Raw genomic sequence first — 14,858 nt, 5'->3', positions numbered from 1 at the left:
TTAGGCAGTCTTAACTTGAACGACCAATTTAAAGTAAACAATACTGCATAGGGTGAGTAAACTACAGAGAATAAAGGCGAACTGATAAATATAAGTCGCAATAAGCACCCCAATCAGGAGCGAGCCGACCGCAATTCCTACATCATAAAAGGTATAAAAGGTCGAAGTCGCATAACCAATTCGGTGTTTCGGTGCACGTTGAATGGCCAGTGTCTGGATGCAAGGTTGTGCGCTACCAAAACCGACACCAATCAATACCGCAGCCAGCAGGAATCCCCACAACGTCTGAATCTGACTGAGTAAAAAAAGTCCTAAACTAAATACTAATAGCGCAGGATAAATCACATATTGTGGACCTTTGCGATCGTAAATTTTTCCGGTAATCGGACGTAAACTCATCATGGAAATGGCGAATACGACAAAGAATAAACTGGCATAAGCCATCAGGTTTTTACTGGCAGCAAAAGGTGCAATAAAAGACATGATGCTGGCATAAGAGAAAGAAATCAGAGCTGCCAGAACAGCAACAGGCAATGCTTTCTTTTCTACAACATCAGACAACGCCAGTCCTTTTTTCTCAGGAATAGTTTGAATGATGTGCTCAGGCTCTTTGACCGGAATCATTAAGCAGAAAGCAAATCCGATAAAAACTAATGCAATAAGCAGCGTTGTGATCTGAAAATAAGACCAGTATTCAATCAGACTTAAGCCAATCAATGGTCCTAGAACAATACAGATTGACTGACATGACGTAATAGCCCATGCCTTCGCCTTTACGCTGTTCTGGAATAAACTGATTTACTACAGGGACACAGACTGTAGTCAAAATACTAAACCAGATCCCATGCAAAAAAAGGATGATAAATAAGGTCGTCAGCTTATCGGCAAGCAAATAGGCTAGGGAAAATAGACTGAAAAAGATTCCAGAAACAATCAGGGTTTTACGGATACCCAATTTTTCAATAATTAAGCCGCTAAATGGACGTACCGCAATCGCTGAAATCATAAACAAAGTCATGGCCAGACCAGCTTGGGCTAAGTTTCCGCCTAATTCTTTCAGGATATAAATTGGTAAAATTGTAGTTTGTGCAAAATAGAAAATAAATAAAAACAGGTTATTGGCCAGACAAAGGATAAATGACTTGGTCCATAATGGCGCTGCATTGGCGTTCATGATTTTCCTAAAATGATATGCTGTAAGACGCTGGGCTCAGCATGGGAAATTATTGTTATAAATAAGCGCGACCTATTCAGGAGCGAAGTGAATATGATCAAGACTTTAGGAAAAATAAGTGAAAAATACAATGATATTTCATGATAAATACATGAAATTTAATTTGAACTAGGAAATGCGGCGATTGATCTTTAATAAAAAAATCAGCCCGAAGGCTGATTTTCTAAATTTAAACCGGCTTAGAGACCAGCTTCATATTCTGTATTGGAAAGCAGCTTTTCAACATCTGCCATATTGTCCGGTTTGATTTTATAGATCCAACCTTTGCCATATGGGTCGTCATTAATAAAATCAGGATCATCTTCAAGATCAGGATTGATTTCAACCACTACACCAGACACCGGTGCATGAATATCGGAAGCCGTTTTGACAGATTCAACGACACCGGCTTGTTCGCCCGCAGTAATATGTGAATCAAGATCTGGTGCTTCTACATAGACCAGATCACCTAACGCATCCTGTGCATGGTCGGAAATACCGGTCACAACAAGATCACCCTCAATGCGCACCCATTCATGTGTACTTGCGTACTTTAATTCTGCAGGATGATTCATTGATAACTCCTTAAAAATCTTAAGATCATTTTTGATATGTTTTATACATTCTTTTTGGCCAAAACAAAAGGTTTATCCTTGCTTATAAATAAGGATCTTTACGCCAGTTGCTCGGGCTACGACCACTCCAGCGCTTAAACGCCCGACTAAAATTGGCCACATCACTATAGCCAAGTTCATCAGCGATCTGCTCCAGAGTAAAGTCTGTACGGGATAATAAGGAAGTGGCATGCCGGTAGCGCACTTCATCCACCAGCGTAGAGAAAGAAGTACCTTCAGCGGCCAACTGACGCTTTAAGGTTCGATCTGACATGTGCAGGCGTTCAGCTACGCTTTCAATACTCAGATAATGCTGTTCGGAATGAGTCAGAATATCCCGTACCCGCATGGCAATCCGGTGCCGTTCACCTAAAGCAGATAATTCGGCTTCACACTGGTTAATCGCAATCTGGCTGGCAATTGGATCAGCATGTACCAGCTTGTTCATCAGGTAACTTTTATCAAAGCTTAAAATTAAATGGGGCTGTTCAAAACGGAACTGATGCGTAGGAAATTTTGCCATAAAGCGCTCAAAACCTTCCGGCTTTTTGAAATCAAAGTCAATTTCTCCGGTTGCATCGTTAACCTCTGTAATAGCCTTAGCCATACTGATCAGACCAATCATCAGGGCAATCGAAATTTCTGTACGAAGCGGTTCAAGCTGAATATCAGTTTGCAGCTGTACCGTTGCCTTAGCGCCAAAGGTCGAGAAAAATAACTGCAGGAAGGGTAAACGTAACTGAATGAATCGGTTCGCCAGCACCAGAGCTTCGGTAATATTATTCGCCGTCATGATGGCATAACCGATAAAGCCATGAATCGAAATCCGCATCTGGGTACCTAAGTGATAACCCAATGTCGGTTCACCAGTGAGTTTCAGGGCATGCTTGACCAGTTCATTGGCCACTGGTGTCGGAATACGGTAATCAGGATCTGCCAACTGTTCACTGGTCAGGCCAAAAGGTTTAAAAAGCGACTCATTATTATACCCCCAGCGGGAAATGACATCGAGAAGCAAGAGACCGTATACACCTGGAATACCTTGGTCTTGGCGTGGAGCTATTATTTTCATGCGCGATCCGTTGCACTCATTCAATTTTTTTTATTTTCACTTCATATTGGTATGAAAAAACCATTTTCTTGATAAAAATTGTTGGACAAAGCTGCGGCTATTTCCACAAGAAAATTTCAATCGACTTCAAGCAGAGTAGCCTAATTTAAAGTTGGAAATCAATGTAAACCAGAGATATTTTAGGTATTTAATTTTAAGGCTACAGATTTCTATTAATTCAGAATAGGGCTGTTTTTTGAGTAATCTGGAATTTAAAAATGCCTGTGGAATAGTTGATATTCCCATAAAAGCAAACCAAAGCATTACTATTCAAGTGACTCAAATAGAATGCTTCAGTTTCTGTTGTAGAGCTTAGCTACTACTGAATAGAGAGCAATTATGCTTCATGCAAGCTGTCAGATTTGACATGTTGTTGTACCAAAAACCCACCGGTTTGACGCTGCCATAACTGCGCATAGATCCCGTTTATGGCCACCAGTTCATCATGCGTACCTTGCTCAGCAATTTTACCTTGATCCATTACAATCAGACGGTCCATCTGGGCAATGGTAGAAAGACGATGTGCAATGGCAATAACCGTTTTACCTTGCATCAAGTCATCCAGACTATTCTGAATAGCCGCTTCGACCTCGGAATCCAGCGCACTGGTGGCTTCATCCAGAATCAGAATCGGTGCATCTTTCAGGAATACCCGGGAAATGGCAATACGTTGGCGCTGTCCACCAGAAAGCTTCACGCCACGTTCACCTACATAGGCGTCATAGCCTCTACGGCCACGCAAATCAGTCAGATTCGGAATGAATTCTTCTGCTTTGGCCTTGCGTACAGCTTCAAACATTTCTTCATCAGTCGCACCTGGACGACCGTATTTAATATTTTCAGCAACGGTACGATGCAGCAAAGACGTATCCTGAGTGACCAGCGCAATATTTTTACGCAGACTGTCCTGAGTGACATCGGCAATATCCTGGCCATCAATCAGAATACGGCCCTGATTCAGATGATAGAAATGCAGTAACAATTGAATCAGAGTTGATTTACCGGCACCGGAACGACCTACGATGCCGATTTTTTCACCCGGACGAATGGTCAGATTAAACTGGTCAATGACCGGTTTTTCATTATAGGCAAAAGTGACATTATCGAATTTAATCTCACCGTGTTTCAGTTGCAGTTCTTTCGCATCTTCTTTGTCTTGAATATTGATTCGACGACCTAGAGTTTTCATCCCGTCCTGAATAGTACCGACATTTTCAAACAGGACAGAGGTCTGCCACATCATAAACTCGGCAATACTATTGAGCTTTAACACCATCGCTGTGGTGGCTGCAATAATCCCTAGCTGCGCCTGACCTTGCATCCAGAGCCAGATCGCAGTTCCCAGCACACCTGCATATAGCACAACACTCAGCATCAGAATGCTGATTTCGTATTGAGCGCCCAGACGCATCTGTTTATACACCGTAACCATAAATTCCTGCATGGAGGATTTGGCATACTGACTTTCGCGACCTGCATGCGCAAACAGTTTTACGGTTTGAATATTGGTATAGGCATCAGTCACACGTCCGGTCATGACTGCACGTGCATCCGCTTGTAAGGATGAAATCTTGCTTAATCTTGGAATGAAATAGCAGGCAGCACAGATAAACAGTAATAGCCAGACCATAAGCGGCAAAATAAGTAAGGGTGAAATGGCACCCAAAACAATATTAATTGTGACGAAGTAAATCAGCACATAGGCCAACATATCGCCCAAAATGACCCAGAATTCCCGGATCGCTAGCGCCGTTTGCATGACTTTGGCGGATAAACGTCCGGCGAAGTCATTATGGAAGAAGTCCAAACTCTGTTTGAGCAATAAATTATGGAAGCGCCAACGCAGACGCATCGGGAAATTACTATATAAAATCTGATGCTTGATCAGGGACTGGGCACTGGCAAACAGGATATTAGCCAGCAAGATAATACTTAATAAGGTCAGGTTGCTGGCATGTTGATCTAAAAAAGTTTCTGGCTGACTTTGACTCAACCAGTTCACCAGATCGCCAATTTTTGAATACAGTAAGGCCTCAAAACTGGCTGCACCCGCGGTACATAGCACCAGAATCAGTAAATAACGGCGTACCCCATAGGCTGCTTGCCAGACAAAGGGAAAAAACCTGGTGGGTAAAGGTTGATTCAGGTTTTTGGTGGGATAGGGATCTACCAGCCGTTCAAGCCATCGAAACATTCACGTACTCTTATCATGTATTTTCTTTGCGAAAATTATAAAGGATTCTGCTTTTTAAGTCTGAATTTGAGTGAAATTGCCACAAATGTTTAACCAAATCAAACTTTAGGTTGCAGAGCAAAAACTCATACCAGATTTATACCAAATAATATGAAGACCAAAAATAAGAGATTGAATTCATTTTAAATACTGAATAAAAAGCCCGAAATAAGAGATTATTTCGGGCTTAAGTTGAGAGATTAGTTTAAGTGATAATCGGAGATGAAGAACTCGCGTTAAAAGATTCCTTAAAATCACTTCCAGAAGGCGCCTGATACACCTTCAATCCAAATTCCGGAATAATCGCCAGAATATGGTCCATGATATCTGACTGGATATTTTCATACTCTGCCCAAACCGTCGTATTGGTGAAAGCATAAATTTCCAGTGGCAAGCCTTCGCTAGTCGGTTGTAACTGACGCACCATTAACGAGAAATTTTTGGCAATACCGGGATGCTGTTGCAGATAAAATTCCAGATAAGCGCGGAACGTGCCTAAATTGGTCAGACGGCGCTGGTTGTATTGTGAATGGTGCTGGAGCTGCTGGTTAAACTTCTCTAGTTCTTCTGATTTGGTATTCAGATATTGATCCAGCAGGATAAAATTTTTCAGTTTGTTCTGTTCTTCAGCCGTCATGAAATGCACGCTGGTTTGGTCAATATGAATTGAACGTTTGATCCGGCGGGCACCCGCTTCCTGCATGCCGCGCCAGTTTTTAAAGGTATCAGTCACCAGTTTATTGGTCGGAATCGTGGTCACTGTTTTGTCAAAGTTCTGCACAGTCACTGTGTGTAATGACATATCAATGACATCACCATCGGCGTTTAGGGTCGGCATTTCAATCCAGTCACCAATACGTACCATGTCATAAGATGAAATCTGAACCGAAGCGACCAGTGACAGAATCGTATTTTGAAAGACCAGCATCAGGACAGCAGCCATCGCACCAAAACCGGCAAGTAAGGTGAATACATCTTTTTTCAGGAAAGTGCCTAAAATCATCAAGCCACAAACAATGAAGATGATCAGCTTGACCAGCTGTAAATAACCTTTAATCGGCTTGTTGCGTGACTTGGGATTACGCTGATAAATCAGGTTAAAGATATTTAGTAACTCACCGAGTGCCAGAGCAATGGTCAGGAAAATAAACGCCTGAGCACCCATTTGTACAAAAGTTTGTACTTTATCGGATAAATGCGGGACAGTGGTAATCCCGTTCATGATCACGATTGCCGGAACAATATTGGAAATCCGGCGAATCACATTATGTTCAGCAAAAATCTGATTATTGGCAAAGGGCATTTTGGAAATCAGTTGACGGATGCCACGTACAACAATCTGTTTGGCAAACACATTGGCAAGAATGGCCAGTAAAATCACAATACTCAGTGAAGATAACATTTCCAGCCATGGGTACTGATCGGCCCAATCTCGAATATTCTGAATAAAATTAAACTGTTCCAACTGATCTTTCTCTTTAACTCAAAAAATTTGTTAGAGTTTATAGGTTCAAACGCAATTTTTTAATCTTGGATAACCTTTTAAAACATATCTTTATTAGAGGCTACAAACTTAATCACTATTCAGGCATTTATTTTTATCTTATCGAAACTGTATTTTTTCTTTGAGGTTAATTCAGATTGAATAGATCAATGAAAATTGATTGGCTAATGGCTAGGAAACGTGAAAAATCGATAGAACAGCCTAACTTGGTATTCCTATACTTCTTTTTAAACTTTAAAAAATTAAAAAGGTCAAAGTGAATTAAAAGAATTTGGTATAGCGTTTATTATGTTAATTCAACATAACTTAATGTTTATTTTAAATTTTATATACTTACTTTTTATAGGGGATAGTGCTAGGATTAAAATCATATAATCTTAATCATTAAAAATGAAAAATCTTCAAATAGTTATAGCACAAGCTCTACATTTCTATGAACTGGAACATATTGAGCAATCAATAAGCTATGAAATTAATAACACTATATTAGAGATAGTGGTTAATGATGAATCTTTTGAAAAAATTGATTGTTACTTGTATTCAAAAAAAGATCCGAAAAAAATCCTTAAAAGCTCTATATATTATGTAATAGCACTCTTAGAAAGAGCAAAGTATAGGGTAGAAAAAGCTCAGCAAAATAACGTGAGTCCTTTGCATATCTGCTTATACGTTATTAAGAAAATTGAGGGATTTATTGAATATTTACATACTAAATTTTAGTTATTAACGCTTTCATCTAAGGTCTGTTATACGAAATCTGAAGTTTCCAAATAGGATTTGAAGCGAGTGAAGTTTGCTATCTATTAAAACAAGAATAAGCATAAAGATAAGCTGTTATAGATCAAATTAAACAGATAAAAAAACCGGTAAATATGCCGGTTTTTTATTTGTGCTTTTAAGAAAAATGTACTTACCACATTAAATCATCAGGAATCACATAAGCTGCATATGGGTCTTCTTCATCAGTGGTTTCTTCATTTTTCTCTGAATTATTCACGATGATAAAGCCTTCCATTTTCGAATTGATGCGATCCGCCAGAGCTTTAGGCAGGAAGGCATAACTCTCATTTTCACGTGCAATCACCAGACTGCCAGCGACCAGTGCATTATAAATCTGCTGGTTGATATAAACTTTCTTGATCTTGCTGTCATCAATAAACTGATAACTGATCTCACCATCCGTATCGCGGATTTTATGCTGATTAATCATCTGCATGATGGCCGCTTTGAGTTCTTTTTCCTGCAACTGGACTTTTTTCGCCTGTTCAATCGCTTGGTCTTTAGCCAGCTTTTCCTGTTTGTCCTGCTCAATCTTTGCCTTGATTTCGGCTTCTTTACTGTCGCCTGTGCGCTTTTCATGTACAGCCTGTTTAGACAGTTTTTTGGCTTTTTTATTATCGACCAAGCCTGCCTTTAACAATTGTGCCTGTAATGCATTTTTAACCATGAGAGTTTCCAGAAATTAGTCGTGTTGATGTCGATAACGTAAATAGATCACCCAATAGGTCAGGCTAAGCAGCAGGCTTAACGCTGTAGGGACCAGGAATGCATTTAATTTTAAATAAGGATAAATCCAGCTGGCAAGTATGCCGCCCATTAAAAAGCCGACCAAGATCAGCATATGCAGGATCACTTTACGGGATTCTACTACCAGACCACGCAGGCGATAGCCCATAGCCAGACCTAAATCTGTCAGTACACCAGACAGATGTGTGGTCCGGATAATCGCACCTTTATAATGACTGACCATGGCATTTTGTACGCCCATCGCGACACAGGCCCATAACAAGGCATAACGCGGGAAATAGGGCAATAATAGCCAGCAAATGAATATAAAAAAAGCCACCAGGCTTAAAGGATAACCATACAGGTGCCCCAAGCGAAAGTGACTATTTCCTAAAATCAGCCCGCTATACATCGAGCCAATCACATAACAGAGCGTAACCAGAATCAGATACAGAATCTGGCGTGGTTGCCAGTCCAGCAGCGCCATTGCCAGCATACTAACGTTACCGGTCATATGTGAAACGGACTGATGCAACACGGTCACCAGTCCTAATACATTAATCATTCCGGCATTTACCGCAAGGAAGAATGCACCCAGTTGAACCCACGATGGTAAACGCTGTAATGGCATGGCAATATCATTAGCAAAACATCTTGATTCTTCAATATAAAATCAATCTGTAGCGCGGTCTACTGCTGTTGTAAATAAAACATCGGTAGATGAGTTGAGTGCAGTCTCGGTAGAGTCCTGCAATACACTGATCACCATACCAATTGCCACCACTTGCATTGCGATATCTGAAGAAATCCCGAACAGGCCACAAGCCACGGGAATCAGCAATAGTGAACCACCAGCCACACCTGAAGCACCACACGCAGACACAGTCGCTACGATAGAAAGAATTAGCATAGTGGTGAAGTCAACATTAACACCTAAAGTATTTACTGCAGCTAAAGACAACACGGTAATCGTCACTGATGCACCGGCCATGTTAATTGCTGCACCTAAAGGAATTGCTACGCTTGAAGTAGTCTCTTTCACACCTAAGCGTTTTGCCAAGTCCAGGTTTACCGGAATATTGGCAGCAGAACTGCGGGTAAAGAACGCGGTAATGCCACTTTCACGTAAACAGGTAAACACCAGTGGATACGGATTACGACGGGTAATGAAACCGACCATTAATGGGTTAATCACCAAGGCTACAAATACCATCGTGCCCAATAAAACAGCTAATAAATGCGCGTAACTAGTCAGAGTATCCAGACCGGCTTCGGCAAAAGTCACGGCAACCAGACCAAAAATACCGACTGGTGCAAAGCTGATCACCAGACGAATTACATAATTGATGGCATTGGCAGCGTCATTCAGACAGGTTTTAGTCGTGTGCGATGCATGACGGAAGGCAATCCCTAACGCAATTGACCATGCCAGAATCCCAATAAAATTCGCTTCAGCAATGGCAACCACCGGGTTCGCCACAAAGCTCAGCACCAGATTTTTGAGAATTTCACCTAAGCTGCCTGGTGGCTGTAAATCACCTTGCGCTGCAATATCCAGGAACAATGTACTTGGAAATAAAATACTGGCGATGACAGCGCTTAGTGCTGCCAGGAACATGCCTACAGCATACATCAGCATAATAGGTCTTATCGTTGAATTAGTCTGGCCAACCTGGAAATTTGCAATTGATGCAAGAACCAGAATGAAAACCAGAACTGGCGCGACGGATTTTAGTGCCTTAATAAACAGATCACCTAACAGGCTTAAGGAAGGTGCAGCTTCAGGAAATAACAGAGCCACACCAACGCCTAGAATAATGGCGATGATGATTCGGGAGACTAAACTCAGACGCGATAGGGCAGAAAACATAAGGTTGCCTTGTGAAAATTACGAGGGCTAAATGCGAAAAAAATTTGCGTTATTTTATACTTAAATTAAGGATCGCTTAAAATATATTTTTAGATAATATTTAAGTAACTGAAAATTAATAAATAATGGACCTCTTGCGAAAGTAGAAAGCACCCCAATATAAGTTTCATGAGATATCAGAAATTAAATCGTTTTTCAGATTCTGAATTCAAACGCTTGGTTGGCGTACCTCGACATGTTTTTACTGAAATGGTAGAGGTTCTAGAAAAAGCAGAATCCCTCAAAAAGAAATCAGGTCGTCCTCATACTTTAGCTCTAGAGGATCAGTTGTTATTAACTCTCAATTACTTACGTAACTACAACACTCAACTGGAATTAGCTGCAAATTACCATATCGCTGAAAGTAACGTGAATCGAACTATTAAAAAGGTTGAAGATGCCTTGATGAAATCAAGACGTTTTACCCTGCCAAAACGAAGCATTACCACAGCAGACGAACACTTTAACTGGGTAATTATTGATGCGACAGAATGTTTAATAGAACGCCCGAAAAAAAAATCAGAGTAAGTTCTACAGTGGTAAAAAGAAGAAACATACGTTAAAAGCCCAAGTGATCTATCATCCGAAGAGCAAACAAATCATAGGGCTAGATATATCGAATGGCAGTCAACATGACATTAAACTAGCAAGAAAGACGGTTAATAAATTCAAGCATTGTAAATATGTGATGACCGATTTAGGGTACTACGGATTAGAGCAACATGGTTTTAAGGTATTGATGCCAATAAAGAAAAAGAAGAATTTCCCCTTATTTGATGTTGAGAAAAAGTACAATAGGATGATTGGGAAAATAAGGGTTGTGATCGAACACATCAATAGTCAATTGAAAACATTCAGAATATTAAGTGGACGCTATCGAAATAGACGGAAAAGATTTGGTTTACGTATTAACTTAATCGCTGCACTGGTAAATCGGATAAATTTGCAATAACGACTTTCGCAAGAGGTCTAATTAAGATGGTTTTTTATCTTGATCGTATTATTTCCATACAAAATTCTTAGAATTGGCCAGATTTACTGATCGGTTTTTAATCTTTATTTTTTAGATGAATATAGAATTTAAATCAATCATTTCCAGTTATATTTCAGTTGAATTCTTTGCATGACAGCATGTCTATCATGCAAAGAATTGAAAAATCTTAAATCATATAATGCTGAGGCTTTTCGAAAATTTCCGGTGCCAGATCCTGAATCGCCTGAAAATGGGTCAGATAAATCCGTCCACTCAAATGTGTCATGAGTTTGGAGGCCTGCAAGCGGTCGAATACCGGGCCTTTCACTTCTGCAAAGTGCAGGCGAATATCTAGTTTGGATAATTCAGCATTGAGCTCTTCCAGCGTTTCCAAGGCACTCAAGTCAATCGCACTGATACTGGAGCAGTTCAAAATCACATGCTCTAACTTGTCATTTAAACTTAACTGATTAATCAGATAACCTTTAAGACTATGTGCATTTAAAAAACTCAGGTTTTCATCAATACGCAAAGACAGAACCCGATCAGAGGTCATCACCTGATGACGCTGGATATTCCGGAAATGCTGGGTCCCTTCAACCAAACCCACGACTGCAATATGAGGACGGCTGATGCGCCATAGCATAAGAATAAAGGTCGAAATAATCCCGACGATCAGGCCAGTGGTGATATCCAGTAATACTACACCAAAAAAAGTAATCCACATGGCAATGCCATCAGCTTTGGAATAACGCCATGCATCGACGAAAGGCTGGAAATCAACCAGTTTCCAAATAGACACAATAATGGTTGCAGCCAGAATGGTCAGTGGTAGATCCTCAAAGAAGCTGGTAAAGAACAGACTGACCACGACAATCAATAAAGAAGACAATACGCCAGCCAAAGGTGTTTTGGCGCCAGCGTCAGCATTAACCACAGTACGTGATAAACTACCGGTTACAGGAAAGGCGGAACTGATTCCGGCACTGATATTGGCTACACCGAGCGCAATCAGTTCCTGGTTACTGTTTAAATTGCTACGTTGCTGTAGCGCCGTTGCCTGAGCAATAGAGAGAGATTCCACAAAACTGATCATGGCAATCATGCTGGCACCCGGTAATAAGGTTATCACCAGTTCCCAGTTCCAGTGCGGGAAAGACAAAGGCGGAAAGCCTGAAGGAATTTCTCCGACAGTTTTAATTCCCTGAACTTTTAAGTCTAAAAAAAGAACGGCTGCAATACCGAGAAAAACCAGAATCAGTGGAACTGCCCGAACCAGAAAATCAGTCGAACCGATCCGGCTTTGTATGGTTTGGGATTTTAATAGTTTCGGCAGATAAACCAGTAAACCGATAGAAAGCAGGCCAAAGATCAGACTCGGAAGATGCAAAAGTGGCAAATATTCAACCAGGCTTTTCACTAGCTCGGGAATATTATTGGCTTTTAAAGGTAAATCAACCAAAAACTTGAACTGACCAAAAGCAATCAATAAAGCCGAAGCAATAATAAAACTCTGAATGACGGGATGGCTGATCAGTTGAATTAAAAAGCCGAAACGGAACACACCCAAAAGCAGGGAAATAATGCCGACCATCAATGCCAATAAAGTTGCTGCTTCAATATAGACCGGAGAACCCACTTCAAATAAAGGATTCAGTGTGGCAAAGGTCATCATGGAAATGATCGCCACTGGTCCAATCGATAAAGTCGTACTGCCGCCCAATAAGGCATAAATGATCATTGGCAGAATACTGGCATAGAGTCCCATAATCGGTGGTAAGCCTGCCAGCATGGCATAGGCCATCCCTTGTGGTACCAGCATCGCAACGACAATCAGGGCAGCCAATACATCCGATTTTAATTTCACCGGGTTGTACTGACTTAACCATGACCAGGCAGGGAGTCTATTGAGCAGTCTAGACTTAAAATTTGGCATATACAGGACTAAATCACAAATATAGATATATTATGCACAAATTCTGCTAAGAAGTCTTAGGATATAAATAGGTGATCATTCACATTTTAAAAAATGAATGAGGAGACAAAGGATCCAGGCAAAAGACTTAAAACGTTCAATAGAGAAAGTTTAAATCAGGCAGATCGCTTTAAAATAAAACAGGACGAATGAGGTAAATTACAGCTTTAAGCGACTGCTTGATTTACACAGTAGATTTGATAAAGCTTGTTTAACATTTCTACCAGATTCTGGTCTTTGATCGAATAATAGATCTGTTTACCGTCTCGACGGGTATTTACCGCATCGCTTTTACGCAAAATCATGAGCTGCTGAGACAGGGTTGGCTGTCTGATCTCGGTAATCTCTTCAATTTGAGAGACATTCAGTTCATTTTGGGAGAGATGACATAAAATGAGCAGTCGGTCCGTATTGGCCATTAACTTTAAAATACCGACAACCTGTTGAGCTGAATCCCGCATCGCGGCAATTTCAAGATCGGTTTTCATTTACTATGTCCATTTATACAATTACAGCCCGCGAATTATACGACTCGAACAGCGTGAATTGATGGATAGAAAGCGTGAATTACTATGGTTTTTAATGAATTGTGTTATCAAGAATAGTTATAATTTACTAATTAAAATATAAGATAATTTTATCGTGTTCCGGTTTTTTGCGAAGAAGATGTTTCATTTCAAACTGCTATCGTGATCCCATCTCGTTTCAGGCATCTACAAAGCCGAAAAATGCTTGTATCATGTAAATACATCTTGGCGAATAATATCAAGGATATTCTAATGACTACAGATTCAGCTTTTCCAACACCTGCCAATTTAGGTATAGCGGTTTATAGCAATAATGCAGAGGCGATTGGTAATACCCCTCTGGTTCGTATCAATCGTGCCATTTCTGGCGGAGCGACTGTACTTGCGAAAATTGAAAGCCGTAACCCGGCATTTTCGGTGAAATGCCGTATTGGCGCAGCCTTGATTGCTGATGCAGAAAAGTCAGGTAAATTGAAGCCGGGCATGCACATTGTCGAGCCAACCAGTGGTAATACCGGTATTGCGCTGGCATTTGTAGCAGCGGCTAAAGGCTATGATATTACCTTAACTATGCCATCAAGCATGAGTATAGAACGCCGTAAAGTGGTTAAGGCTTTAGGTGCCAATCTGGTACTGACAGATCCAGCCAAAGGTATGAAAGGTGCCGTAGAAGAAGCACAACGTTTGGTGAATGAAAATCCTGAACTGTATTACCTGCCACAACAGTTTGAAAATCCAGCCAATCCGAAAATCCATGAAGAGACGACCGGTCCTGAAATCTGGGAAGCGACTGGAGGTAATGTCGATATTCTGGTAGCGGGTGTAGGCACAGGCGGTACGATTACCGGTATTTCACGCTTTTTTGAAAAAGTGAAAAACAAGCCGATTTATTCAGTTGCTGTAGAGCCGGCTGAATCTGCCATTATTGGTCAGGCAAAACGTGGTGAGACACTCACTCCAGGACCACACAAAATTCAGGGTATTGGCGCGAACTTTATTCCAAAGAACCTGGATCTGGATCTGGTAGATGAAGTGATTGCCATTACCAGTAGCGATGCAGTGGAATGGGCACGTAAAACTGCAACTCAAGAAGGTATCTTGGTCGGTATTTCAAGTGGTGCTGCAATGGCTGCAGCTGCGCAACTGGCTGCACGTCCTGAAAATGCAGGCAAAAATATCGTGGTGATTCTGCCAGATGGTGGTGAGCGCTATTTATCTTCAATTCTTTTTGAAGATATTTCGGCTGAGTAAATATTTAACAAATTAGCTTCACTGTCTTGTCCTGAAATAGAT

At 40.8% G+C, this 14,858-nt stretch carries 12 protein-coding genes and 1 pseudogene; 3 read left to right on the top strand and 10 right to left on the bottom strand.

Going from position 1 to position 14,858, the window contains the following annotated elements:
• From B3J29_RS12595 to B3J29_RS12575, 5 genes and pseudogenes are all read right to left on the bottom strand, one after another.
• Positions 1-1,078: pseudogene (locus B3J29_RS12595) on the bottom strand (MFS transporter).
• 335 nt (positions 1,079-1,413) lie between these two features.
• Positions 1,414-1,788: a glycine cleavage system protein GcvH gene (gcvH, locus tag B3J29_RS12590; protein ID WP_004280423.1), complete on the bottom strand. Its 375-nt coding sequence runs from the start codon at positions 1,786-1,788 to the stop codon at positions 1,414-1,416.
• Between the two features lie 82 nt (positions 1,789-1,870).
• On the bottom strand, positions 1,871-2,899 hold the full coding sequence (locus B3J29_RS12585; protein ID WP_286965725.1) for an AraC family transcriptional regulator: 1,029 nt from the start codon (positions 2,897-2,899) through the stop codon (positions 1,871-1,873).
• Between the two features lie 376 nt (positions 2,900-3,275).
• Entirely contained in the window at positions 3,276-5,132 is a 1,857-nt protein-coding gene (locus tag B3J29_RS12580; RefSeq protein ID WP_004785584.1) for an ABC transporter ATP-binding protein, read from the bottom strand.
• A 244-nt stretch (positions 5,133-5,376) separates the two neighbouring features.
• Entirely contained in the window at positions 5,377-6,636 is a 1,260-nt protein-coding gene (locus tag B3J29_RS12575) for a mechanosensitive ion channel family protein (protein WP_004785585.1), read from the bottom strand.
• A gap of 429 nt (positions 6,637-7,065) precedes the next feature.
• Between B3J29_RS12575 and B3J29_RS12570 the strand changes: the two genes are divergently transcribed.
• Complete coding sequence (locus B3J29_RS12570) at positions 7,066-7,395, top strand: hypothetical protein (RefSeq protein WP_004785588.1); 330 nt, start codon at positions 7,066-7,068, stop codon at positions 7,393-7,395.
• Positions 7,396-7,585: 190 nt separating this feature from the next.
• On the opposite strand, the gene B3J29_RS12565 is transcribed toward B3J29_RS12570, so the two are convergent.
• From B3J29_RS12565 to sstT, 3 genes are read right to left on the bottom strand one after another with little or no spacing between them, the layout of a single operon-like run.
• Positions 7,586-8,122 carry a DUF2058 domain-containing protein gene (locus tag B3J29_RS12565; protein ID WP_004785589.1) on the bottom strand — a complete coding sequence of 179 codons (537 nt, stop codon included), beginning with the start codon at positions 8,120-8,122 and terminating at the stop codon, positions 7,586-7,588.
• Between the two features lie 15 nt (positions 8,123-8,137).
• Positions 8,138-8,812, bottom strand: a complete 675-nt coding sequence (locus B3J29_RS12560; RefSeq protein WP_004785592.1) for a YoaK family protein — start codon at positions 8,810-8,812, stop codon at positions 8,138-8,140.
• Between the two features lie 42 nt (positions 8,813-8,854).
• The gene (sstT, locus tag B3J29_RS12555; RefSeq protein WP_004785593.1) at positions 8,855-10,051 is read right to left on the bottom strand and encodes a serine/threonine transporter SstT; all 1,197 of its coding nucleotides are present in this window, start codon (positions 10,049-10,051) and stop codon (positions 8,855-8,857) included.
• 168 nt (positions 10,052-10,219) lie between these two features.
• On the opposite strand from sstT, the gene B3J29_RS12550 reads away from it, so the two are divergent.
• A protein-coding gene (locus B3J29_RS12550) for an IS5 family transposase (protein WP_155757228.1) occupies positions 10,220-11,042 on the top strand; the annotation gives its coding sequence in 2 pieces (ribosomal slippage) (positions 10,220-10,600 and positions 10,602-11,042; 822 coding nt in all).
• Between the two features lie 208 nt (positions 11,043-11,250).
• On the opposite strand, the gene B3J29_RS12545 is transcribed toward B3J29_RS12550, so the two are convergent.
• Positions 11,251-12,999, bottom strand: a complete 1,749-nt coding sequence (locus B3J29_RS12545; protein WP_004785597.1) for a SulP family inorganic anion transporter — start codon at positions 12,997-12,999, stop codon at positions 11,251-11,253.
• A gap of 206 nt (positions 13,000-13,205) precedes the next feature.
• The gene (locus B3J29_RS12540; RefSeq protein ID WP_004785598.1) at positions 13,206-13,526 is read right to left on the bottom strand and encodes an ArsR/SmtB family transcription factor; all 321 of its coding nucleotides are present in this window, start codon (positions 13,524-13,526) and stop codon (positions 13,206-13,208) included.
• A gap of 291 nt (positions 13,527-13,817) precedes the next feature.
• Between B3J29_RS12540 and cysK the strand changes: the two genes are divergently transcribed.
• Complete coding sequence (cysK, locus tag B3J29_RS12535) at positions 13,818-14,816, top strand: cysteine synthase A (protein ID WP_004785600.1); 999 nt, start codon at positions 13,818-13,820, stop codon at positions 14,814-14,816.
• Positions 14,817-14,858: the final 42 nt, after the last annotated feature.

Origin of the sequence: Acinetobacter sp. UBA5984, assembly GCF_002429925.1 — a bacterium.
In the GTDB taxonomy this organism is placed as follows: Bacteria; Pseudomonadota; Gammaproteobacteria; order Pseudomonadales; family Moraxellaceae; genus Acinetobacter; species Acinetobacter variabilis.
Note: the sequence above shows the minus strand (reverse complement) of the source record. Positions and strands in the feature narration are given on the sequence as shown.

Bases quoted from the DNA above. Each gene is read 5' to 3' on its own strand.
- gcvH (WP_004280423.1), bottom strand. From the start codon at position 1,788: ATGAATCATCCTGCAGAATTAAAGTACGCAAGTACACATGAATGGGTG.
- B3J29_RS12585 (WP_286965725.1), bottom strand. From the start codon at position 2,899: ATGAAAATAATAGCTCCACGCCAAGACCAAGGTATTCCAGGTGTATAC.
- B3J29_RS12580 (WP_004785584.1), bottom strand. From the start codon at position 5,132: ATGTTTCGATGGCTTGAACGGCTGGTAGATCCCTATCCCACCAAAAAC.
- B3J29_RS12570 (WP_004785588.1), top strand. From the start codon at position 7,066: ATGAAAAATCTTCAAATAGTTATAGCACAAGCTCTACATTTCTATGAA.
- B3J29_RS12565 (WP_004785589.1), bottom strand. From the start codon at position 8,122: ATGGTTAAAAATGCATTACAGGCACAATTGTTAAAGGCAGGCTTGGTC.
- B3J29_RS12560 (WP_004785592.1), bottom strand. From the start codon at position 8,812: ATGCCATTACAGCGTTTACCATCGTGGGTTCAACTGGGTGCATTCTTC.
- sstT (WP_004785593.1), bottom strand. From the start codon at position 10,051: ATGTTTTCTGCCCTATCGCGTCTGAGTTTAGTCTCCCGAATCATCATC.
- B3J29_RS12545 (WP_004785597.1), bottom strand. From the start codon at position 12,999: ATGCCAAATTTTAAGTCTAGACTGCTCAATAGACTCCCTGCCTGGTCA.
- B3J29_RS12540 (WP_004785598.1), bottom strand. From the start codon at position 13,526: ATGAAAACCGATCTTGAAATTGCCGCGATGCGGGATTCAGCTCAACAG.
- cysK (WP_004785600.1), top strand. From the start codon at position 13,818: ATGACTACAGATTCAGCTTTTCCAACACCTGCCAATTTAGGTATAGCG.